Genomic DNA, 21120 nt, shown 5'->3' with positions numbered 1-21120 from the left:
CTTCAAAAGTAGATTTTTCAGGACGCAAAGAAATCCAGCAACGCATTGCACGTGTCATCTGGAGCTTCTTCAGGCAGAAAATGGCCACACTCCAGAGACTTGCCGCTCACGTCAGAGCACCAGTTGCGCCAGATCGCCAGCGGGTCGTCCACGCTGCTTGCAATGCCTTTGTCGCCCCATAGGGCGAGCACGGGAGCCTTGATCCTGTTTCCGGCGTCACGATCGGCTTTGTCATGCTCATAGTCGACGGTCGCACCGGCACGATAGTCCTCGCACGTTGCCGCAATCCGGTCTCGGTCGCAGAACCAGTCGCGGTTATGGGCCAGGGCTCCCTCCGAAAAGCAGTTCAGATTCTTGTTGCCCGTCCAGCTTGACAGCGTGTGCTCCAGAAAATCGATCGGCGAAGCAGAGATGAGCATTTCGGGGTAAGGGGCCGGCTGGGCAAGAAACAACCAGTGATAAATCTTCAGGCCGAATGTCCGGTCCAACCTGTCCCAATAGTCGGAGGTCGGCAAGATATCCAGAACCGCGAGCCGTTTTACTGTTTCGGGATGGTCGAATGCCATGCGATATCCGACCCGTCCACCACGATCATGACCTGCAACATAAAATCTGTTGTGTCCCAGCTGCCGCATCAGTTCGACCATGTTTCGCGCCATGGCTCTCTTTGAGTAAGCCAGGTGGTCTGAACTCAATGGTGGAACAGAAGACCTGCCATATCCTGGCAGGTCCGGAATTATCAGCGTGAAATGATTTGCAAGCCTCGGAGCAATCTTATGCCAGATCTCGTTGGATTGCGGATAGCCGTGCAACAACAGAAGCGCGGGACCGGTTCCGCCTGTTCGGCAGAACAGCTGGACGTCCCCGGTGTCCACCGTCAAGCTGTCAAACCCCGGGTAAAGATCCGGCTTAGCCTCTTTCATTCTCGCCTCCCGAACAGTTCAGGTTCCCAGAACAGCTGGTTAGCAAATTGGAGGGGCGTTCCCAATTGGCCGAAAGAAGGGATCAGCTTTCACTCTCTCGTGCGATTGCCCTCCAGCCGATGTCGCTTCGGCAAAAACCTTCCGGCCAATCGATTTTTGCAACAGCCTCATACGCGGCCGCTCTTGCTTCACCGACATTGTCACCAAGCGCGGTGACATTGAGAACACGTCCACCATTCGCCAGAACCCGTTCATTGTCGCCCTTCGTTCCGGCGTGAAAAACTTCCAGTCCTTCAGAGCTAAGTGGGTCCAGTCCTTTGATTTCGCTTCCCTTTTCATAGCTTCCAGGATAACCATCTGCGGCCATGACCACAGTAAGGGCTGCTTCCGGCCGCCACGAAGCGGACACTTGATCCAGGGTGCCTTTCACGCTTGCCTGCAGAAGGTCCAGAAGATCGCTCTCCAGACGCATTACGAGGACCTGGCACTCCGGGTCGCCAAAGCGTGTGTTGTATTCAATCAGTTTCGGTCCGTCTTTGGTGATCATCAGACCGGCATAAAGAACACCCTGGAACGGAGTGCCCCGCCTTGCGAGCGTTTCGATCGTCGGTTCGATGATCCTCTTCATGACGTCGGCAACCAGAGCGTCGGTCATGACCGGTGCAGGCGAGTAGGCGCCCATGCCTCCGGTATTGGGGCCTTCGTCACCGTCGAATGCCCGTTTGTGATCCTGGGCGGTCGCGAGTGGAAGCGCATTCTTTCCATCGGAGAGCACGAAGAAGCTGGCCTCTTCGCCTTCAAGAAACTCTTCGATGACGACTTCGGCACCCGCTTCACCGAAAGATCCTTCGAAACAGGCGGTGACGGCGTCTTCGGCTTCTGCTTGCGTCAACGCAACGACAACGCCCTTGCCTGCGGCCAAGCCGTCGGCCTTGACGACGATCGGGGCGCCTTTCTCCCGAACATAGCCGAGTGCGTCGTCCTTGTTGTCGAACCGGCCATAGCCTGCCGTTGGAATGTTGGCTTCATCGCAAACACCTTTGGTAAAGGCCTTTGAGCCTTCCAGCTGTGCGGCCGCTCTTGTCGGGCCGAAAGCCTTGATTCCGGCCGCATTCAGGTCATCAACCAGACCGGCAACCAGTGGAGCTTCCGGGCCGACCACCACCAGATCAATGTTGTTGGAGCGGCAGAACGCGATCACGGCCTCATGATTCGCAACATCCAGGTCGCAGAGTTCGGCAACTTTTGCGATTCCCGCGTTGCCGGGTGCGGCATAGAGCTTGCTCAAATTCGGAGATTTCGCCAAAGCCCAGGCGAGTGCGTGTTCGCGGCCACCGGATCCGATTAGGAGGAGATTCATGAATTGCCAGTCTCTTGAAGAAAGTTGACGCAATGCAGCCGGCTTCCGGCCATGTCCGCAAGCAAGCCATGATGCCGCGCGGTCTATCACGGCGATCTCCTGGTCGCAATCGAAGGAAGCCTGCCAGAGCCTGTATTGCGGCTGGAAAAGCGGACGAAATGAGAGATTTCAGGTCCGTTGCCAGTTTTTTTGCGGCTTTGCTATCCGCTGACCACCGCGCGGCAATAAACGATATTGTCCTTCTGAAGATCCGGTCCCCAGATCAGTTTGGCGGACTTGTCCCAGGATATCCGGTCAAATCCGTCTTTGGGGCGGACGTCGCGTGCGCTGTGAACGCTTGCCTTTGGCCAGGAGCTGTCATCGAAGGATGGCGCCATCCAGTCGTCCGGAACCTCTGTCCTGGTTTGCGAGCAATTGGCCATTGAAACGTCAGGATTTCGTTCGCGTTCGCAAGAATTGTCTGCTGGGGCGGTCTGCACTGTAATGCATCGCCAATCTGAGCCGGAGGCCGTCAGAAGATCACCGCTTGTGAGGTCCCTGAACTGAGCGATCGCACCGCCATCTCCCATCTGTTGACGCCGTGTTCCAATGTACTCGAGTCCCGTTTCATCCTGCATGAAATCACGAAACTCGAAGGCTATGGTCATTGGGTAGTCTGTTTTGAATTCAAATCGTTCGGCATTGAAGGAACGCTCCGTTCTGATTGAGATGCTATCTTCAATCAACGGCTTTCCGTTGATGTAAAGCTTGAACCAGTTGTCGACCCAGACTTCACCGAGAACGGCGTGTGCGCCCTTTGAGTCGATCTTGCTTTCATTCAGGTCCGGGCCTTTGCCGCCGGGCGGCGGCGGCGGGGCTTTACCGTCTGGCGAAGGCGGCGGTTTTTGGGCGAAGGAAGCTGCCGGTGCGGCTGAAAATCCCATGGCAATTGCGAGAAGAACTGCAGTTACGTGTTTTGGGGAGAAACTCACTATTTGCTCCTGTCCTGGCCCGAGGCATCGGCACTATGGCCATTTGCAGGATGAAATTCATCTTAATTGTCGGTAGAACAACCACGAAAGAGGCGACGCAGGAGCGCCTGGACAAGGTTCGGGCAGGCAGTTAGATGTTTTTTTCCACCAAGGATACAGGACCGGTTGCTGATGCGGTCAAGCGGCATTGGGTCGACACTCGGCTGCCGGCCAGTTTGCGCCCCTATGCCCGATTGGCCCGCTGGGAAAGGCCCATCGGCTGGTGGCTCTTGTTATGGCCATGTTGGTGGTCCGCAGCCTTGGCGGCCATCGCTGCAGGTAACAGTTGGCCGAATCCCTGGCACCTTGTTCTGTTCTTCATTGGCGCGGTGGCAATGCGCGGGGCGGGATGTACTTACAACGATCTTGTGGATGTCGATATCGACTCCAAGGTTGAGCGGACACGTTCCAGGCCCATTCCTGCTGGTCAGGTGACGAAATTCCAGGCGAAAGTCTTTCTGGTGCTGCAGGCATTGGTCGGCCTGGCGGTTCTGCTGCAGTTCAACACCTTTACCATTGTTCTGGGCATCGTCTCACTTGTACCGGTTGCCATCTACCCATTCATGAAGCGCTTCACCAACTGGCCGCAGCTGTTTCTGGGATTTGCCTTTTCCTGGGGCGCTCTCATGGGGTGGGCAGCCGAATTCGGTTCGCTGTCCTGGTCGCCGATCCTTCTTTATGTCGGCGGGATCTGCTGGACCATCGGCTACGACACGATCTACGCGCATCAGGACAAGGAAGACGATGCGCTGGTCGGGGTCAAATCGACCGCGCGCCTGTTTGGCGATCGCACGAAACCGGCGCTCATCCTGCTCTACAGCGCGGCCACGATCCTGTTCACGATCTCGGCCACGTTGGCAGATGCCGGCCCGGCCGCCTTTGCGGGGATCTTTCTGGGCATCATTCACCTGGGCTGGCAGGTAATTGTCCTGGACATTGATGACGGCGACCAATGTCTCAAGCTGTTCCGGTCCAACACTGCCTACGGCTGGATCCTTTTTGCAGGATTTGTTCTGGATGCTTTGGTGTCCGGTTAGCGGGCTGCAACGTATGCCCGGCTTCCGAGATCAGGCAGGAGCAAATTCGGATCCCGCATCTGCCTGACCGGCGGAACCGATAGTGCCGGTGTGGCAGGACCGGATCCGGTCACGGCCATCCTGCTTGGCTGCGTAGAGCAGTTTATCTGCTGCAAGAAGAGCTCTCTCCACTGGAATCTCATTACCCCGATATGAGAACACACCGGCGCTGAACGTGACGGGATTGCCGGATTTCGTCATGCTGGAGGTTTCTCTGATGAACCGGTCGCGGATCCTGTCCAGGAGCACATCCGCCTGTTTGGGCGGAGCGTCGGCCAGGTAGATCGCAAACTCCTCACCACCCAATCGGGAGACGACCGCATGTGTTGGCAGGACCTTCCGGCACGTGTCGCCGAAAACGGCAAGGACCGTGTCACCGAAGATGTGCCCATGAGTGTCGTTGATTGACTTGAAGTGATCGATATCGATCATCACCAGGGCGTTCTGGTCGGTCGGGGAGGCTGCTGCCTGTTTGAAAAAGGCCTTGCGGCTCAGCAGTCCCGTCAGATCGTCGGTCAGGGCTCTTTGCCGGAAATGGTGCAGTTCAACTTCGAAAATCAGTCCGAAGGAAAGCATCAAGACGATACAGAACATCAACGTACTGACAAAGTAAAAGGTGGCAAAGACGTTGTGGGACAGAGCCTCCTGGATCGTGTCGATGTTGGCGTTGTAGATCATGACCGAAAAGACGACATGAGTGACGCCGTAAAGTGTCGCTATGGCCGTGATGAAATAGGGAATGAACAGTCGATCCCGATTGCTGTACACGCTTGCGTAGGCGATCTGGAAGATGATGGCGGCAACCACCAGATTGGCTGACGCCGCACGGGTGCTGTAGTGCCCGTAAACGACCGGAACAAAGCACAACGCAAGCCAGATGGCCGGGGCGAGGAAGACAGGGAACAGCCGTGCCTGGCCCGACAACGTTTGCGAGAGCGCAAATCCGTAGAGGCCCAATCCCAGAAAAAGGCTCACATTGCCTCCGGCAATGCTCAATGGGAGCGGAACAATACCGCGAAAGGCGATGAGCAGGATGCCGATTCCGCAAAGCCCAAAGCACAGGACCCAGGACATCATCGCTGTCGCGCTGGTCTCGAAATGCCTGAACATGGCCAGCCAGACCAGCAGAAGCACAACGGCGCCGACACATGCCAAGGCAGCCACGGTGATCATGTATTGGAGTTCCTTCCCGGCAGAAGGGCGGAGTTCGACCGCCTGGACACTTGAGCTCAGGAAAGAAAATTTAGGTTAAAAGTCTGTTTAGAGGGTAAACCCGCCTGATTATCCTGCAGAAATCAGGTTCGGGCGATGATCTCGCGCTCGTTTGCGTGACAAATCAGGTCGCAAGTACGAATTCCCGAAACGCGCTTGTTCAAAAACCTGGGGCGGCGGCCTGTCAGAAGCCGCAGTTTCCGGCGAGGCGCAGGCTTTGACGCAGGAACAGCGCTGAATGCTTCGATCGGTTTGACTTTGCCGCCAAGGTCGCACACGAGCATGGGCAGGTTGAGAGTTTGCGCCCACCGGCTCCAAAGCACGGCAAGATCGTCGGATTTTTCGGTTTCCGCCAGCGTGATCGAAAGCGCACTGTCCGGATGTTTCAGGATAAGTGCGGCAACAATTTCACCCGGAGCGTCTCCCGGAACGATCCTGACCATGACCCCGTCAAAGCCACTTGCCGGAACGACAACGGTGACGGGCACGCCTGCCACCCGGCGTTTGATCACTGCCTTGTCGCGGTCGAGAAAAATATCTGCAGGAAGAGAAGGGGTGCCGGGTCTGGACTCGAGTCGTTGCTCGAAATTGACCGGCAGGCAACCGGGGTGAGGCATCGAATGGGTGCCCGTCCCGGTTGCCATCTGCTCCTGTATTTCTGTTTGACGTCTCAATTGACTCTCCGTCGGACCTTTTGGTCTCTTGATGCCTTTCAAGGTAGCGGAGAAAAGTCGTGAACCACTTAAGAGATACAGTTAAAAAACTGTGATTTTAAAGAGGGTTACTGGAGTGTAAGCAAGCGGGTAACGCACTGTTCAGGAGTGTGGCGAAAAGAGGGATACGACACTTGTCGTCCGGTTTCGCTGGTCTTGCATTAAAACTGTCTGTCACCAAATCCAGTCAGGCGGTTGCAGCTGACCGGCGCTGGGCGTAAACAACTGCTCAACAGACCTTTCAAGGCGGTACACATGTCTGAACTGATTGATCAAAGCGAATTGCAGTCGCGCGCGGCCCGGCTCGTTGAAGCAGCGCGAAAAGCCGGTGCCGATGCCTGCGATGCCATTGCAGTCACTGGCGTTTCTCTTGGCGTGGATGTCAGGGAAGGCAAGGTCGAGGAGACCGAGCGCGCCGAAGGAGACGACGTGACGCTTCGGGTCTTTGTCGGCAAGCGAACGGCTGCGGTATCCGCCAACCAGCTTGATGATGCCGATGGCCTGGCCGAACGCGCAGTTGCCATGGCGAAGGTCGCGCCGGAAGATCCCTTTGCGGGCCTGGCGGACGAGGCGCTACTCGTCAAGAAATTGCCTGAATTGGAACTTCTTGACACAAAAGAGATGACTGCCGAAAGCCTGACCGACATGGCATTGGCGGTTGAAGAGGCCGGTCTGGCAGTGGATGGTGTTAGCAAGTCCGGCGGTGCAGGTGCCTCCTGGCGCCTTGCCGGAATTGTTCTTGCAACGAGCCACGGCTTCCAGGGATCTTACCTGTCCTCGCGTTATGGCACGTCCATGACCGCGGTTGCCGGCGAGGGCACACAGATGGAACGGGATTACGACTTCGACAGCCGTACCTATTTTGAAGACCTCGAAGATCCGTCGGCAATCGGCCGCCGGGCCGGCGAGCGCGCGGTGCGCCGGCTCAATCCGCAGAAATTGTCTACCCGGACCGCCAATGTCATTTATGAATCTCGCGCGGCACGCAGCATACTTGGCCATCTGACCGGTGCCATCAACGGTGCATCGATCGCCCGCAAGACCAGTTTTCTGAAAGACAGAATGGGCGAGGCGATATTCTCTCCCGGCATTCAGGTCGTTGACGACCCATTCAAGAGACGCGGAGCGGCCACCCGTCCATTCGACGGAGAAGGCACAAAGGCTGATGTTCTCAACATGATTGAAGACGGGGTCCTGCAACACTGGTTCCTGGATGGTGCTTCCGCGCGTGAGTTGGGATTGACTCCTAATGGGCGCGCGCATCGCAGTGGCAGCGGCACAACACCGGGTGCAACCAACATTACCCTGATGCCGGGCGAAAAGTCCCTTGAAGAGATGATGGCGGAAGCAGGCAACGGATTGCTTGTGACCGATCTGATCGGTCATGGCGTGAATGGCATCACCGGCGACTACTCCCGGGGTGCAGCGGGCTTCTGGTTTGAAAACGGAAAAATTGTTGAACCGGTCAGTGAAATCACCATTGCCGGAAACCTGAACGACATGTTCAAGAGGCTTGTACCGGGAAGTGATCTCGACAACCGCTACTCTTCCGCAACTCCCTCTGTCCTGATCGAAGGAATGGCGCTTGCGGGAAGTTGAGAAGGACGCTCCAGGTGAGGATCTGAAGCAGGACCTGCAATTGCTGGAAGCCTCGGCGCGGGAAGCCGGAGCACTTGCGCTTGAATATTTTGGCCGGGATCCGGAAACCTGGTTCAAGGGCAGGGGATCTCCTGTCTCGGAAGCGGATCTGGCGGTCGACCGGTTCCTTGCCGACAAGTTGCGAACGGCTCGACCGGGCTATGGCTGGCTTTCGGAAGAAACAGCTGATGACCGTGCGCGCCTGAAGTGCCGGCGTGTCTTTATCGTTGATCCTATCGATGGGACCCGCGCATTCCTGGCAGGGGGCGATGAGTGGACAGTCTCGGTCGCCGTTGTGGAAAAGGGCCGGCCCGTTGCAGGTGCGGTTTTTTGTCCCCGCCGGGAGGAAATGTTTGTTGCCTTGTCCGGTGGTGGCGCCTGGCTCAACGGGAAACGAATTGCCGTCTCGTCTCACGCGAGGGTCGTTGGGGCAACTCTAACGGGACCGCATTCAATTGTGGCAAACAAGGATGTCATCGCCGCCGGGTTCGAGGGAACGGAAATCCTTCGTTCGCTGGCGTATCGGCTGACCATGGTCGCGGCCGGGCGCATCGACGTGGGAACGGCACGGGGCGGGCCCAGCGATTGGGATCTTGCAGCCGCGGATCTTTTGGTGCAGGAAGCGGGCGGCGAATTGACTGATCTGTCCGGCCGGAACCTGATCTACAATCGAGCCCGCACTGGACATCCGGCCCTGGTCGCCGCCTCTGTGCAATTGATCGGGCCTGCGCGCGCCGTGCTTGACGACCTGATCAGGTAAATGGCCGGCTTTGTATCGATAGAGAGTGAGGATACTCATGAGTGAAACCGACGCCCAGAAACAGCTTCTCCACCTTGTTTTTGGTGGCGAACTGGAGTCTCCGGAAGGATTGACGTTCCGGGATCTGGATGCACTCGATATTGTCGGCATTTATCCGAACTACGCGGAAGCCTACAAGGCTTGGAAGGCCAAGGCGCAAGCAACGGTCGACAACGCGCATATGCGTTATTTCATTGTGCACATGCATCGGCTGCTTGACCCGGAAACGGCCGCCTAGGCAACGAAACTTTTCAGGCTACAAGAAAAATGATCAAACGCCTTGGCCGCCAGCCCTGGGTTTTATCCGCAGTGGGCACTGTGCTCGCCGGCTATTTGAAACTGGTGTATTTCACCAACCGTTTCGTGGTGGAACCTTCGGGTGTTCATGATGAGAGGGAAAGGGATTTGCCGGTCATCGTGGCCATGTGGCACGGCCAGCATTTCATGGTTCCATTTGCCAAGCCGAAGCACTGGCCTGCCAAAGTCATGATTTCCCGATCGGCAGATGGTGAGGTCAATGCGATCGCGGCACGTAAACTCGGCCTGGGACTCATTCGTGCGTCCGGTGGCAGAAATGCGCGCCAGATCAAGAAACGTGGGGGAATGCGGGGCTTCATCGAGGCACTCAAGACATTGAGAGACGGTGAGAGCGTCGCGATGACGGCGGATGTTCCCAAGGGACCGGCACGAAAGTCAGGCGTCGGCATCGTCCAGCTGGCCAAACACTCGGGCCGTCCGATTCTCCCGGTAGCCGTTGCCACCAGTCGCAGCATCGAGCTCAACAGCTGGGACAAGGCCAGCGTGAACCTGCCCTTCGGCCGTGGCAGCATTGCTGTCGGTGACCTGATCTGGGTACCGGAAGAAACGGAAGAAGAAGCTCTGGAGGCTTACCGGCAGCAGGTTGAAGATGGTCTGAACACCGCAACGAAGCGGGCCTATGAATTGGTCGGCAGGGCGGATGGCTGACCGGCGGCCATTTCTGATCAGTATTTACAGGGGGCTTGCCCGGGCCCTCACGCCGGTTTTCAACATACTGTTCTGGTCACGAAGCCGGAAAGGCAAGGAAATCGCCTCGCGAAGGGGCGAACGCTTCGGTCATTCGGCATTGGCGCGTCCCTCAGGACATCTGGTCTGGATCCACGCAGCAAGCGTCGGCGAAACCATGTCGATCCTTCCCGTCGTCGATGCGTTGGCCCGCGACGGTAACAAAATCCTTTTGACAACGGTAACGGTGACTTCAGCTGAACTTGCCGCCAGTCGTCTGCCGGAAGGAGCGACCCACCAGTTCGTTCCCTATGACGCTCCAGGACCTCTTGGCCGGTTCCTCGACCACTGGAAACCGGATCTGGCAATGGTCGTGGAATCGGAAATCTGGCCCTGCCTGTTCGATGATATTCGCAGCCGCAAGATTCCGTTCGTGCTTCTGAACGGACGATTGTCGGATGGGTCTCACCGGAATTGGTCCCGGCTGGCAAATGTGTCCCGTTATCTTTTCAACTGCCTGGACCTGGTTCTTGCGCAAAGTGAAGCAGATGCGGCCCGTTTCCGACAACTTGGATGCCGGAATGTGGAAACGCCCGGCAATCTGAAGTTCGACGCGGAGAAGCCGGTTGCCGACGAGATCGCCTTGTCTGCCGTGAAGAGCCAGATTGGCAGCCACCCGGTCTGGTTGGCAGCACTTACTCATCCTGGGGAAGAAGAAATAGCGCTCAGGGCCCATGAAATCCTGAGAAGAGAATTCCCGGGGCTGCTTCTGGTTCTGGTTCCAAGGCATCCGGCGCGCGCCGGGGAAATCAGGGAGCTTGTCGAACAGCGGGGATTGCATGTGGCCTCCCGCGCAGCCGGTGACGACATTCAGGCCGGGACCGACGTATATCTGGGCGACACGCTGGGCGAGATGGGGATTTACTACCGATTGGCGCCGGTAACCTTCCTGGCCGGCTCGTTCAGCGATGTTGGCGGCCACAATCCCGTTGAGGCAGCCTTGTCGGGTTCGGCATTGGTTACAGGGCCGAAAGTCGCCAATGCCCGGGCGGTTTACAAGGACTTCTTCAGCAGTGGGGCCGCCACCAGACTTGAAGATCCTGACGATCTTGCGAAGGCCATAGCCAGACTGCTTGAAGACCCTGAACGCGTAACGGATCAATCGGCCAAAGCCAGGGCTCTGGTGGAAGGAAACCGAGGCGCACTGGAAAAAACTCTGCAGTTGTTACAACCTTATCTGACAGTCGAAGACAGGGATCGGATGCCGGAGGCGCCCAATGAGCAAGGCTCCTGACTTCTGGTGGAAGAAAGGATTGTCCGGTACGGCCATGGCGTTGTCACCGGCCGGGTGGCTTTACGGCCAGATTTCCGGGCGCAGAATGTTGTCCGCCGCGAAAGGCAGCAGCAAGCTTCCGATAATCTGCATTGGCAATTTTGTTGTCGGCGGAACGGGAAAGACACCCTTTGCCATCGAGCTGGCACATCGCCTGCGGGAAGAGGGGCGCAAGCCCGGCTTCTTGTTGAGGGGGTATGGCGGTCGAAGCAAGGGACCGTTGCTGGTTGTCTCCAACATGCATACAGCGCGCCAGGTTGGCGACGAAGCACTGCTGCTGGCACGCCACGGACCTACGATTGTTTCGGCTGACCGGCCGGCTGGAGCGAAATTCGCGGAACTGCATGACATCGATGTTCTTCTGATGGATGACGGCTTTCAGAATCCTGCCCTTGAGAAGGACCTGAGCATAGTTCTGGTTGACTGTGCTGTCGGTTTTGGCAACGGAATGTGTTTTCCGGCAGGACCGTTGAGAGCACCTGCCAAACAACAGATCCTCAAGACGGATTGCCTCGTGCTCGTTGGCGACGGCAACGAGGCGGAAGACGCTGTTCATCTCGCGGGCCGGCGCGGTCTCCCGGTCCTGCATGCGCATTTGCGTCCGCAGCCGAATGAAGAGCTGGAGGAACGTAAGCTGTATGCATTTGCCGGAATAGGTCGCCCACAGAAATTCTTTAGTTCTCTCAAGGAATTCGGATACGAGATCGCGAAAACGCGCGAATTTGCCGATCACCACCAGTACTCTGAAAAAGATGTTCAGGCTCTGCTGACTGAAGCTGAGAACGCCGATCTACAGCTGGTAACGACTTCCAAGGACATGGCTCGCCTGTCCACATCCGATGGCGAGCTTTTTCGCTGGATCACGTCCAGCACGGCAACCCTGGACGTGCGCATGGATATTGACGATGAGGATCGCCTTGTCGCCTTGATCAGGGAGAAGATACGCAAGCTGAGATCCACCACCTGAAACCGAAAGTTCCAAGCGGTTCCGGAGAATCTCAGCGGGTTTCCAGATAGCGTTTCATTGAAGCCTTGGCATCGACATAGGCTTCCTGGCGTTCGACCGACCAGTATTTCAGCTCATCAAGAGGTATCGCCGTGCCGGTAACGGCACAACGCACGAAAGTACCCGGCGTTTCCACCTGATAATCGCCGTCCAGATAGCGGACACGGGCTTCGCTGGGAATTCGCGGATTTTCGTAGCGGTTCATGGTCACCGGATTTGATGAGTTGTCGTTGTTGTTCCGAAACTGTCTTTTACGGCAGATTGCGCCTGCCGGGCAAGTCATTGCGTGATGGTGCCGGAGAAGTTTTCAGAACATCGGCGATGAGCGCCTGTCCCTTCCTATGAGATAACGACAGCGCGACATGACGACCGCCCAATCCGGAAGTCCCTGTTTTACACGATATATTTCGGTTTCCCGATCCTGGCGGCAGGTTTCGATATCCGCCCAACGTTTCGCGGATGCCGACACGTCTTCACAAATCAGCAGATCCGGCTGACAGGCCACCAGATGCATTGCAACAAGGACAGATTTCATCTTGATTGTTCACGTTTTCGGCCGGTGCTTTCAGCAGGATTTTGAAAATCCACCACGACCACATTGTCGTCGGTCTGTTCCGAGGGCGCCGGAGGACCCGACACAGATCCCGACTTTGCAAAGGCTTGCAGAAATAGAGGATGGAGACCGTCTCCGCGCCTGGCTGCCATTGCGTGAAAGGATGACAAGGTGGTACCGGCAGCCGGATCCTGTGACTGGCACATGCGCACAAATCCTTCTTTGCCGCGGCTGAACGCGGCATTGTTCGATCATTTCGGGAAGAGAAGCTGGCCAGGCCCTTGGTCAGGCCCTGCTGACAACAGACAGGAATATCTTAAAGTTGAGTAATATATTCAGGTTAAATTTTTCACAAGTGGAATTTCCAGCTTTTAAGGTGAAAAACCCGGCAAAAAGCCTATGTTGAGGATATATTGAGCGAAATCGCCGCCGACACCGGCAGCAAAATCGAGCCTCTATCCATCGGGGCACATGCAGGACAAGTAGATGACCCTTTCCACAACCGATCTCATTGAATCCTCCGGTCTCGGATTGGAGGCCGCCAAGCGGATCACCCAAGAGGCTTTGTCAGGGGCTGACGACGGAGAGCTGTTTGTCGAATACCGCCAGTCGGAAGGACTTGTCTTCGACAATGGCCGTTTGAAAGGCGCCAACTACGATACGGCCCAGGGTTTCGGACTTCGGGCTGTAGCGGGTGAGGCAGCCGGATATGCGCATGCCGGCGACATTTCCGAAGGCGCATTGAAACGGGCCGCGGAGGCTGTGAGTGCAGTCAAGAAAGGCTATTCGGGCAGCTATGCCGCCGCACCGTCCCGCACCAACCTTTCGCTTTATACCGATGCCAATCCGCTGGGTGGTCCGAGCTTTGAGGAAAAGGTGAAGCTTCTTCAGGAAATCGACGCATATGCCAGGGCCAAGGACCCGCGCGTTCGTCAGGTTTCCGCCTCTCTTGCAGGATCCTGGCAGGTTGTCGAAATCCTGCGTGCCGACGGTCACCTTGTCCGCGACGTCCGTCCGATGGTCCGCTTGAGCATTTCCGTTGTTGCAGGCAATGACGACCGCCAGGAAAGCGGCATGTTCGGATGCGGTGGCAGGGAAGGGTTTGAACGGTTCATCACCACGGAAAACTGGCAGGGCGGGGTCGACGAGGCCCTTCGTCAGGCTCTTGTCAATCTGGATGCAGTACCTGCACCGGCCGGGGCTTTTGATGTGGTCCTCGGATCCGGTTGGCCCGGCATTCTGCTCCATGAAGCAGTAGGTCATGGCCTGGAAGGTGATTTCAACCGCAAGAAGACGTCGGCATTTGCCGGGCTGATGGGCGAACGTGTGGCTTCACCGGGTGTCACGATTGTCGACGATGGCACCATTCCCGATCGTCGCGGGTCGCTGACGGTTGATGACGAGGGCACTCCGGCAAGCCGGACAGTCCTCATCGAGGACGGGATTTTGACCGGCTATATGCAGGACCGGCAGAATGCGCGCCTCATGGGCATGGAGCCGACCGGGAACGGTCGCCGCCAGTCTTATGCGCATATTCCGATGCCGCGTATGACCAACACGGTCATGATGGCCGGTGACAAAGATCCTGAAGAGATCCTCTCTTCAGTGAAAGACGGTATCTACGCCGTTTCCTTCGGTGGCGGACAGGTCGATATCACCTCGGGCAAATTCGTGTTCTCCTGCACCGAGGCTTACCGGATCGAAAACGGCAAGGTCGGTGCACCGGTAAAAGGTGCCATGCTGATTGGTAATGGCCCGGATGCGCTGACCCGGGTGACCATGATCGGTAATGACATGAAGCTCGACCCGGGCATGGGCACCTGTGGGAAGCAGGGGCAGGGCGTTCCTGTCGGCGTCGGCCAGCCATCCATGCGCATCAACGAAATGACGGTCGGAGGGACTGCCGTCTAGGCAGATTACCCTGGGGGATGGCGATGCCGGACATCAAGTTCGTTATCTTCGACATGGATCAGGTGCTCTATGATTATGAGCATCAGGTCCGGCTTCAACTGCTGCAAGACCTGACAGGTCGACCAGCTGCGGAAATTGACGAAGCGGTGTGGGGCGGGCCTCATGAAAACGAGGCTGAAGCAGGCAATCCCGATACGGCGGAAGGATATCTCGCCCAATATGGAAGGTTGCTTGGCTATCCTATTGATTTCGATACCTGGGCCGATATCCGGCGCCGCATGATGCGGGCAAGGCCAGACGTTCTCGATCTTGTCCGGCGTCTCAAGCAGAAAGCGGATGTCGCGATGCTGACGAACAACGGCATGATGCTGAAGGCATCATTGCCTGTTTGCGCTCCTGAAATGATCGAGATTTTCGGAGAGAAAGCGCACGTGTCGGCTGAGTTCAAGGTGCGCAAGCCGGACCCGGATATCTATCGGCTGATCTGCGAAAAGTACGGTTACCCGACCTCGGCGAGTGCCTTCATCGACGACCGTGCGGAAAATGTCGCAGGAGCCGAAGAAGCCGGGCTTTCCGGGCACGTTTTTACCGACACCGAGACCTTCAGATCCTACTTGAAGAAACACGACCTGCTTTGATTTCCCGCATTCTGGACCTGGTTGATTTTTGTGACCGGACCGACCGGAATTTCAGCCAAAGACGCCAGACATCCCAGGCTATCGTCAATAGTACGGTGGTCCTTTGACCCAATCGCGCAAAATTGCAGCAAATCGGCCTAAATAGTTGCAGTAGCGGTGGAAGTGTCGCACGCCAGCTTCGTAAGGTTTGGTAAAATAGAATCAGTTCATGATGAGCCTGCCGGGCGTGGGGCCGGTTGAATGGCTGTGCAACAGAGGAGAGAGAATGGCCGCAGAGGGCGCACCTCCGTTTTTTGCTGAATCGATTGTGTTTCTAGCAGCCACCGTTGTGGCTGTTCCGATCGCAAAACGGCTGGGGCTCGGCTCGGTGGTCGGGTATCTCGCTGCCGGTGCGGCAATCGGACCACATGGCCTGCAGCTTCTGGGGTCAGGAGAAGATGTTCTGCATGTTGCGGAACTCGGGGTTGTTCTTCTGCTGTTCGTGATCGGACTTGAACTCGATCCGCAAAAGCTCTGGCGAATGAAACGGGACATCTTCGGTCTCGGAACCGCTCAGGTCATATTCACGGGGGTCAGTCTCTACTCGATTGGCCGTTTCGCTGGACTTGGGAACTCCACGGCACTGGTCGCCGGATTTGGCCTTGCCTTGTCGTCGACCGCATTCGCGCTGCAGATCCTGCAGGAACGCGGACAATTGTCTTCCGCCTATGGTCAAAGAGCCTTCGGCATCCTGCTTCTTCAGGACATTGCGATCGTCCCGCTTCTGGCGATGGTGGCCATTCTTGCTCCCGGCGAGGGGCCGTCAACAGCTGGGGAAATCGCAAACGAAATCCTGCTGGTCTCGGCTGCTGTTGCTGCCGTTATTCTCACCGGGCGATATTTGATCTCGCCGATATTCCTGTTCCTGGCGGCAAGCCGGGCACGCGAAGTCATGCTGACTGCGGCGCTGCTTGTTGCACTCGGTAGTGCAGGGATCATGCATTCAGTCGGTCTCTCCATGGCTCTCGGCGCGTTCCTGGCAGGCGTACTGCTGGCAGAATCCAGTTTCCGGCACACGCTGGAAGCCGATATCGAGCCGTTCCGATCGCTCCTGATGGGCCTGTTCTTTGTAGCTGTCGGCATGTCGCTCGACGTGTCCCTTGTCATGGGCAACTGGTTGATCGTGGCAATTGGCGTCGCAACGGTGATGGGGGTGAAAGGTGTCTTTCTTTGGGGGCTTTCGCGCGGCACCGGCTCTTCGAACTCAGACGCACTGCGCATTGCCGTGACCCTTCCTCAGGGTGGGGAGTTTGCCTTCGTCCTGTTCACCGCAGCTGTCAGCAACAGCTTGCTCGACTACCAGACGGCCAACCTGCTCAACGCGATTGTCATCCTGACGATGCTGCTCACGCCGCTCGCCTGTCTCGGGTTGGACAGAATTGCCACCAGAATGAAAGAGCGTGGCGTTGAAAATCCCTCGATCGAGACATTCGAGGAAGCGAACCCGACGGTTCTGGTCATTGGTTTTGGCCGGTTTGGGATGGTCGTGGCACAGATTCTGACCTCCGAAGGGCATGAAATCACAGCTATCGACAACCGTCCGGACAGGATCGCCTATGCGCGAAAGCAAGGCTACAAGGTCTATTACGGAGATGCGACACGAGCTGATGTTCTGGCAGCTGCAGGTGCGGGAAAGGCCGCGCTGGTCGCCATGTGCATCGAGAACGACAAGGTTATGGCCAAGGCGATCGATCTCATCCGCGACGGTTTCCCGGACACCTTGATTTTCTGCCGGGCTACTGATCGCGCTCACGTGCTCGACCTGACCAGGAGGGGGGTCGATTTTCAGATCCGAGAAACTTTTGAATCCAGTGTCGTGTTCGGACGCGCGGCCCTTGAGGCACTCGGTACGCCGCTCGATCGGATTGATCAGATCGAGGAGGATGTCCGTTATCGTGATGAGGAGCGATTGGCCTCGCAGCTTGAGGCAGGAGGTGCCGCTTCTGGTACGGAACGTGTTCGGCACGTCGCTCAGCGCAAGAAACAGTCTGAAGGTCATCAGAAGGATGCGCAGGTCGAATAAGGCAACCAACAAGAAAGACGCCGTTTCCGGCGCCTTTTTTCTTTGTCATTTCAGCTTTCTTAAGGCAGTGAGTCAAAGCCCGAGGAAAAGCCGTTGAGCGAAATCGGAATGCCAATTCCTTCTTCAGGCGTCTGGAAGATGATGAATGTGGCCTGTGCACCTGCCTTCAATTTGCTCAGAAGGTCTTCTTCCAGGATCACTTCAGCAATGCATCCGTTCGGCAGGCAGCGGACGAAGCCCGCGCGGCCGATATCGGCATTGTCGACACGAAGACCGAGGCCGGAGGGAAGAAGAACGCCGAGCGGGGCCAGGACTCTGAGAATGCGAGCCTGTTTGTCGGCTGTCTTCAGGATGATAACCGACAGGCCGACATTTTCCCGGTCCGAAGCCGTAACATTCTGGATCAGGGCGCATTGCTCGCCGGAGGCGCCCGGAGGCGTGTCACAGCGCATCTGCCAGTCACCGTGAGTAGAGCGCACTTCACCTTGAGCCAGAGCCGGAAGGTTGCCCTGTACAAGGGTGCCAAAGGCGATGCCGGCAAGAGCGGCGATTCTGGCAAGGGAGAATTTGAAGCGTCCCATCCGGCGGGCGGTTGAGGCATTCGGCAATTGGGTTGACAAGAAAACCTCCGGTCAATCGTTGTCGGATCCCACAGCAGCAGCCTGTCCAGTATAAAAACTATGGCTCACTGTGCGAATCATGGTGTTGTCCCGGCCAGACATTGCCGCATGACGGCGCGTGATTCCAGTCTGCCGAGACGTGAACGCCGTCGATTAGCCCGGTTTTTTGTCGAAAATCCGCCTGTCTTTGACTTCTATCAAGCTCAATATGCCGTTCAGGGCCTGTGAAAAGTTGGAAATACCGTTGCAGCTTGGCGTGTCTTATGGTTTTTGTGCGGCATTAAGGCGTCAGCAAGGGGATGCGGCACATCGCCGCTCCAGCCGATTGTAACCATCGCCCTTCGCCGGGGTTTATGGTTATAGTCCGGCAATCTGACGAACCTGTTCGAGACATTGGGTCGGCACAATGGGCTTGCGAAGCTGAGATAAGCCCGTTACTGCCGCACCGGATTGAGCCGGATTTTGGGTCCGGTATTTTTGCATGTGCCGCTTGCTAGCGGTTGAGGGAAGGGAGCGCGGACGTGAAGGGTATCTTCAAGCGTCTCATGACTATGGCCGGATTGGCGGCAACATTTGCGGGAGCGTCCACTGCGGCTCTGGCAGCTGAATCCGGTATGAGCGAGTGGCAGCTCGGTTTTCAGAACTCGATCACCGACGTGATGGACGACATCACCTGGTTCAATGCCTTCACGCTTACGATCATCACTGTCATTACGCTGTTCGTTCTGGCGTTGCTGATCGTGTGCATGACCCGGTTCAGCGCCAAGTCGAACCCTGTACCGTCCCGCACATCGCACAACACCGTGATCGAAGTGGTTTGGACCATCGTTCCAATCCTCATTCTGGTCGTGATCGCGATCCCGTCTTTCCGCCTGCTCTACAAGCAGCTGGACATTCCCGAGTACCAGATGACGGTCAAGGCGATCGGCTATCAGTGGTATTGGGGTTACGAATACACCGACGAAGGCATGGGCGACCTTTACTTCGATTCCTACATGGTCGGTGATGCGCTGGATGCCGCGAAAGACAAGGCAGATCGGGAAGCGTATGCTCAGAAACGGGGCCTGACGCTCAACGAAGTTCCGCGCCTTCTGGCTGTTGACAACGAATTGGTGATCCCGGTCGACACAACTGTCCGTCTACAGGTTACTGCTGAGGATGTTATCCACGCCTTCGCAATGCCGTCCATGGGCGTAAAGATCGATGCGATCCCGGGCCGTTTGAACGAAACGTGGTTCCACGCCCGTAACGAAGGTGTCTACTACGGTCAGTGTTCTGAGCTGTGCGGCGTCAACCATGCTTTCATGCCGATCGCGGTTCGGGTTGTTTCCGCTGATCAGTACAAGGCTTGGGCGGTAGCTGCTCAGGAAGATCTGGACAACGCCAACCTACAACTGATGGCTTCTATTGCTGCCGCCAAGAAGGTCGCAGCGACAGGTACGCTGGAAGAGATTGCAGTCGCCGCGAAATAACGCGACGACAAGCCTTTACGTTTGGCGATGCGCGCGATGACACGCAGCGCCGCTGAGAAAGATTAAAGAGGGAGCCCCAAATGGCTGCGACCGAAGCACATGCGGCACATGACCATCCGACAGGATGGCGGCGGTGGGTCTATTCGACCAACCACAAAGACATTGGACTGATGTATCTGTTTTTCGCGATCTTTGCAGGGATCGTCGGCGGCGCGCTCAGCGTCGGCATCCGGATGGAACTGCAAGAACCGGGAATGCAGTACTTCAACAATCCACACATGTTCAACGTGTTCACCACGGCTCATGGCCTGATCATGATTTTCTTCATGGTTATGCCAGCGGTGATCGGCGGTTATGCCAACTACTTCGTGCCGATCATGATCGGTGCGCCGGACATGGCGTTCCCGCGGATGAACAACATTTCTTTCTGGCTGCTTCCGCCGGCCTTCCTGCTTCTTCTTCTGTCTCTCTTCGTCGAGGGCCCTCCGGGTGGTAACGGCGTTGGCGGTGGCTGGACCATCTACCCGCCGCTTTCGACCACCTACCAGCCGGGTCCGGCAGTGGATCTCGCGATCCTGTCCCTGCACATCGCAGGTGCCTCCTCGATCCTGGGCGCGATCAACTTCATCACGACGATCTTCAACATGCGTGCGCCGGGCATGACCCTGCACAAGATGCCGCTGTTTGCCTGGTCCGTTCTGATCACCGCGTTCCTGCTGCTGTTGTCCTTGCCGGTTCTGGCTGGCGCCATCACCATGCTGCTGACGGACCGCAACTTCGGCACCACGTTCTTCACCCCCTCCGGTGGCGGTGACCCGGTTCTGTTCCAGCATCTGTTCTGGTTCTTCGGTCACCCGGAAGTGTACATTCTGATTCTACCGGGCTTCGGCATCATCAGCCACATCATTTCCACCTTTGCCCGCAAGCCGATCTTCGGTTACCTCGGCATGGCCTACGCCATGGTCGCCATCGGCGTCGTCGGCTTCATCGTGTGGGCGCACCACATGTACACTGTCGGCATGTCCTCCGAAACGCAGGCGTATTTCGTTGCTGCAACGATGGTGATCGCGGTTCCGACCGGCGTGAAAATCTTCTCCTGGATCGCCACCATGTGGGGCGGATCCATCGAGTTCAAGACACCCATGGTATGGGCAATCGGCTTCATCTTCCTGTTCACCGTCGGTGGTGTGACGGGTGTGCAGCTGGCGAACGCCGGTCTCGACCGTGCCTTCCACGACACTTACTACGTCGTTGCTCACTTCCACTACGTTCTGTCTCTGGGCGCCGTGTTCGCAATCTTTGCGGCCTGGTACTACTGGTTCCCGAAAATGTTCGGCTACATGTACAACGAGACGATCGGCAAGGCCCATTTCTGGATCACCTTCATAGGCGTGAATCTGGTCTTCTTCCCGCAGCACTTCCTTGGTCTGAACGGCATGCCGCGTCGCTATGCCGATTATCCGGACGCGCTGTCGGGCTGGAACTTTGTGTCCTCAATCGGCTCCTACATCTCTGCTTTCGCGGTTCTGGTGTTCCTGTTCGGTATCTTCGAGGCTTTCTCCAAGAAGCGTGCCGTCGGCAACAACCCGTGGGGTGAAGGTGCAACAACGCTGGAGTGGACCCTGTCTTCTCCGCCTCCGTTCCACCAGTTCGAGACGTTGCCGCGCATCAAGTAATGCGTGGCCGGAGGGGGATCCCTCCGATCGGAAATCGGCACCGCGCCGGACACTGGCGCGGTGCAAACTTTAAAAAATCGCTGCCGAACGTAAAATGTTCAAACCGCACGACACAAAAGTCGGGGCAAAGGCAG

Annotated in this window: 20 protein-coding genes; 12 read left to right on the top strand and 8 right to left on the bottom strand. The window is 57.0% G+C overall.

Going from position 1 to position 21120, the window contains the following annotated elements; translation table 11 throughout:
• Positions 1-17: 17 nt before the first annotated feature.
• From ABLQ08_RS05860 to ABLQ08_RS05850, 3 genes are all read right to left on the bottom strand, one after another.
• A complete protein-coding gene (locus ABLQ08_RS05860; protein WP_352940181.1) occupies positions 18-923 on the bottom strand; it encodes an alpha/beta fold hydrolase in 906 nt (301 codons plus the stop codon).
• A gap of 82 nt (positions 924-1005) precedes the next feature.
• Positions 1006-2283, bottom strand: coding sequence for a phosphoribosylamine--glycine ligase (purD, locus tag ABLQ08_RS05855; protein WP_352940180.1), 1278 nt, complete (start codon positions 2281-2283; stop codon positions 1006-1008).
• A gap of 200 nt (positions 2284-2483) precedes the next feature.
• The gene (locus tag ABLQ08_RS05850) at positions 2484-3254 is read right to left on the bottom strand and encodes a PEBP family protein (protein ID WP_352940179.1); all 771 of its coding nucleotides are present in this window, start codon (positions 3252-3254) and stop codon (positions 2484-2486) included.
• A 134-nt stretch (positions 3255-3388) separates the two neighbouring features.
• On the opposite strand from ABLQ08_RS05850, the gene ubiA reads away from it, so the two are divergent.
• Positions 3389-4330 (top strand): 4-hydroxybenzoate octaprenyltransferase, encoded by a 942-nt coding sequence (gene ubiA, locus ABLQ08_RS05845; protein ID WP_352940178.1) that lies wholly within the window; start codon positions 3389-3391, stop codon positions 4328-4330.
• Positions 4331-4360: 30 nt separating this feature from the next.
• Here ubiA and ABLQ08_RS05840 read toward each other — a convergent pair whose 3' ends face one another.
• A complete protein-coding gene (locus ABLQ08_RS05840) occupies positions 4361-5542 on the bottom strand; it encodes a GGDEF domain-containing protein (protein ID WP_352940177.1) in 1182 nt (393 codons plus the stop codon).
• 122 nt (positions 5543-5664) lie between these two features.
• Positions 5665-6255, bottom strand: a complete 591-nt coding sequence (locus ABLQ08_RS05835; protein ID WP_352940176.1) for a DUF6101 family protein — start codon at positions 6253-6255, stop codon at positions 5665-5667.
• A 294-nt stretch (positions 6256-6549) separates the two neighbouring features.
• Here ABLQ08_RS05835 and ABLQ08_RS05830 point away from each other — a divergent pair, with 294 nt between their 5' ends.
• Genes ABLQ08_RS05830 through lpxK form a run of 6 tightly spaced genes read left to right on the top strand, consistent with a single transcriptional unit; the run spans position 6550 to position 12015 of the window.
• The gene (locus tag ABLQ08_RS05830) at positions 6550-7893 is read left to right on the top strand and encodes a TldD/PmbA family protein (protein ID WP_352940175.1); all 1344 of its coding nucleotides are present in this window, start codon (positions 6550-6552) and stop codon (positions 7891-7893) included.
• Complete coding sequence (locus ABLQ08_RS05825) at positions 7880-8692, top strand: 3'(2'),5'-bisphosphate nucleotidase CysQ (protein ID WP_352940174.1); 813 nt, start codon at positions 7880-7882, stop codon at positions 8690-8692. Before ABLQ08_RS05830 ends, ABLQ08_RS05825 begins: the two co-directional genes overlap by 14 nt.
• 37 nt (positions 8693-8729) lie before the next feature.
• Complete coding sequence (locus ABLQ08_RS05820) at positions 8730-8969, top strand: DUF4170 domain-containing protein (protein ID WP_352940173.1); 240 nt, start codon at positions 8730-8732, stop codon at positions 8967-8969.
• A gap of 29 nt (positions 8970-8998) precedes the next feature.
• The gene (locus ABLQ08_RS05815; protein WP_352940172.1) at positions 8999-9697 is read left to right on the top strand and encodes a lysophospholipid acyltransferase family protein; all 699 of its coding nucleotides are present in this window, start codon (positions 8999-9001) and stop codon (positions 9695-9697) included.
• Positions 9690-11009, top strand: a complete 1320-nt coding sequence (locus ABLQ08_RS05810; protein ID WP_352940171.1) for a 3-deoxy-D-manno-octulosonic acid transferase — start codon at positions 9690-9692, stop codon at positions 11007-11009. Before ABLQ08_RS05815 ends, ABLQ08_RS05810 begins: the two co-directional genes overlap by 8 nt.
• Complete coding sequence (gene lpxK / locus ABLQ08_RS05805) at positions 10993-12015, top strand: tetraacyldisaccharide 4'-kinase (protein WP_352940170.1); 1023 nt, start codon at positions 10993-10995, stop codon at positions 12013-12015. Before ABLQ08_RS05810 ends, lpxK begins: the two co-directional genes overlap by 17 nt.
• A 31-nt stretch (positions 12016-12046) precedes the next feature.
• Here lpxK and ABLQ08_RS05800 read toward each other — a convergent pair whose 3' ends face one another.
• Complete coding sequence (locus ABLQ08_RS05800; RefSeq protein ID WP_352940169.1) at positions 12047-12259, bottom strand: DUF2093 domain-containing protein; 213 nt, start codon at positions 12257-12259, stop codon at positions 12047-12049.
• Between the two features lie 102 nt (positions 12260-12361).
• The gene (locus tag ABLQ08_RS05795) at positions 12362-12589 is read right to left on the bottom strand and encodes a hypothetical protein (protein ID WP_352940168.1); all 228 of its coding nucleotides are present in this window, start codon (positions 12587-12589) and stop codon (positions 12362-12364) included.
• A gap of 504 nt (positions 12590-13093) precedes the next feature.
• Between ABLQ08_RS05795 and tldD the strand changes: the two genes are divergently transcribed.
• From tldD to ABLQ08_RS05780, 3 genes are all read left to right on the top strand, one after another.
• Complete coding sequence (gene tldD / locus ABLQ08_RS05790; RefSeq protein ID WP_352940167.1) at positions 13094-14518, top strand: metalloprotease TldD; 1425 nt, start codon at positions 13094-13096, stop codon at positions 14516-14518.
• A gap of 23 nt (positions 14519-14541) precedes the next feature.
• Positions 14542-15156 carry an HAD family hydrolase gene (locus ABLQ08_RS05785; protein ID WP_352940166.1) on the top strand — a complete coding sequence of 205 codons (615 nt, stop codon included), beginning with the start codon at positions 14542-14544 and terminating at the stop codon, positions 15154-15156.
• Positions 15157-15421: 265 nt separating this feature from the next.
• Entirely contained in the window at positions 15422-17218 is a 1797-nt protein-coding gene (locus tag ABLQ08_RS05780) for a monovalent cation:proton antiporter-2 (CPA2) family protein (RefSeq protein WP_352940165.1), read from the top strand.
• 59 nt (positions 17219-17277) lie between these two features.
• On the opposite strand, the gene ABLQ08_RS05775 is transcribed toward ABLQ08_RS05780, so the two are convergent.
• Positions 17278-17799 (bottom strand): invasion associated locus B family protein, encoded by a 522-nt coding sequence (locus tag ABLQ08_RS05775; protein ID WP_352940522.1) that lies wholly within the window; start codon positions 17797-17799, stop codon positions 17278-17280.
• A gap of 584 nt (positions 17800-18383) precedes the next feature.
• Between ABLQ08_RS05775 and coxB the strand changes: the two genes are divergently transcribed.
• Positions 18384-19310: a cytochrome c oxidase subunit II gene (coxB, locus tag ABLQ08_RS05770; protein ID WP_352940521.1), complete on the top strand. Its 927-nt coding sequence runs from the start codon at positions 18384-18386 to the stop codon at positions 19308-19310.
• 80 nt (positions 19311-19390) lie between these two features.
• On the top strand, positions 19391-20986 hold the full coding sequence (ctaD, locus tag ABLQ08_RS05765) for a cytochrome c oxidase subunit I (protein WP_352940164.1): 1596 nt from the start codon (positions 19391-19393) through the stop codon (positions 20984-20986).
• Positions 20987-21120 lie beyond the last annotated feature (134 nt).

This window comes from Roseibium sp. SCP14 (assembly GCF_040329475.1).
GTDB lineage: Bacteria > Pseudomonadota > Alphaproteobacteria > Rhizobiales > Stappiaceae > Roseibium.
Note: the sequence above shows the minus strand (reverse complement) of the source record. Positions and strands in the feature narration are given on the sequence as shown.

Coding starts and splice junctions, on each gene's coding strand:
- ABLQ08_RS05860 (WP_352940181.1), bottom strand. CDS start 923: ATGAAAGAGGCTAAGCCGGATCTTTACCCGGGGTTTGACAGCTTGACG.
- purD (WP_352940180.1), bottom strand. CDS start 2,283: ATGAATCTCCTCCTAATCGGATCCGGTGGCCGCGAACACGCACTCGCC.
- ubiA (WP_352940178.1), top strand. CDS start 3,389: ATGTTTTTTTCCACCAAGGATACAGGACCGGTTGCTGATGCGGTCAAG.
- ABLQ08_RS05840 (WP_352940177.1), bottom strand. CDS start 5,542: ATGATCACCGTGGCTGCCTTGGCATGTGTCGGCGCCGTTGTGCTTCTG.
- ABLQ08_RS05830 (WP_352940175.1), top strand. CDS start 6,550: ATGTCTGAACTGATTGATCAAAGCGAATTGCAGTCGCGCGCGGCCCGG.
- ABLQ08_RS05820 (WP_352940173.1), top strand. CDS start 8,730: ATGAGTGAAACCGACGCCCAGAAACAGCTTCTCCACCTTGTTTTTGGT.
- ABLQ08_RS05815 (WP_352940172.1), top strand. CDS start 8,999: ATGATCAAACGCCTTGGCCGCCAGCCCTGGGTTTTATCCGCAGTGGGC.
- ABLQ08_RS05810 (WP_352940171.1), top strand. CDS start 9,690: ATGGCTGACCGGCGGCCATTTCTGATCAGTATTTACAGGGGGCTTGCC.
- lpxK (WP_352940170.1), top strand. CDS start 10,993: ATGAGCAAGGCTCCTGACTTCTGGTGGAAGAAAGGATTGTCCGGTACG.
- ABLQ08_RS05800 (WP_352940169.1), bottom strand. CDS start 12,259: ATGAACCGCTACGAAAATCCGCGAATTCCCAGCGAAGCCCGTGTCCGC.
- ABLQ08_RS05795 (WP_352940168.1), bottom strand. CDS start 12,589: ATGAAATCTGTCCTTGTTGCAATGCATCTGGTGGCCTGTCAGCCGGAT.
- tldD (WP_352940167.1), top strand. CDS start 13,094: ATGACCCTTTCCACAACCGATCTCATTGAATCCTCCGGTCTCGGATTG.
- ABLQ08_RS05785 (WP_352940166.1), top strand. CDS start 14,542: ATGCCGGACATCAAGTTCGTTATCTTCGACATGGATCAGGTGCTCTAT.
- ABLQ08_RS05780 (WP_352940165.1), top strand. CDS start 15,422: ATGGCCGCAGAGGGCGCACCTCCGTTTTTTGCTGAATCGATTGTGTTT.
- ABLQ08_RS05775 (WP_352940522.1), bottom strand. CDS start 17,799: ATGGGACGCTTCAAATTCTCCCTTGCCAGAATCGCCGCTCTTGCCGGC.
- coxB (WP_352940521.1), top strand. CDS start 18,384: ATGACTATGGCCGGATTGGCGGCAACATTTGCGGGAGCGTCCACTGCG.
- ctaD (WP_352940164.1), top strand. CDS start 19,391: ATGGCTGCGACCGAAGCACATGCGGCACATGACCATCCGACAGGATGG.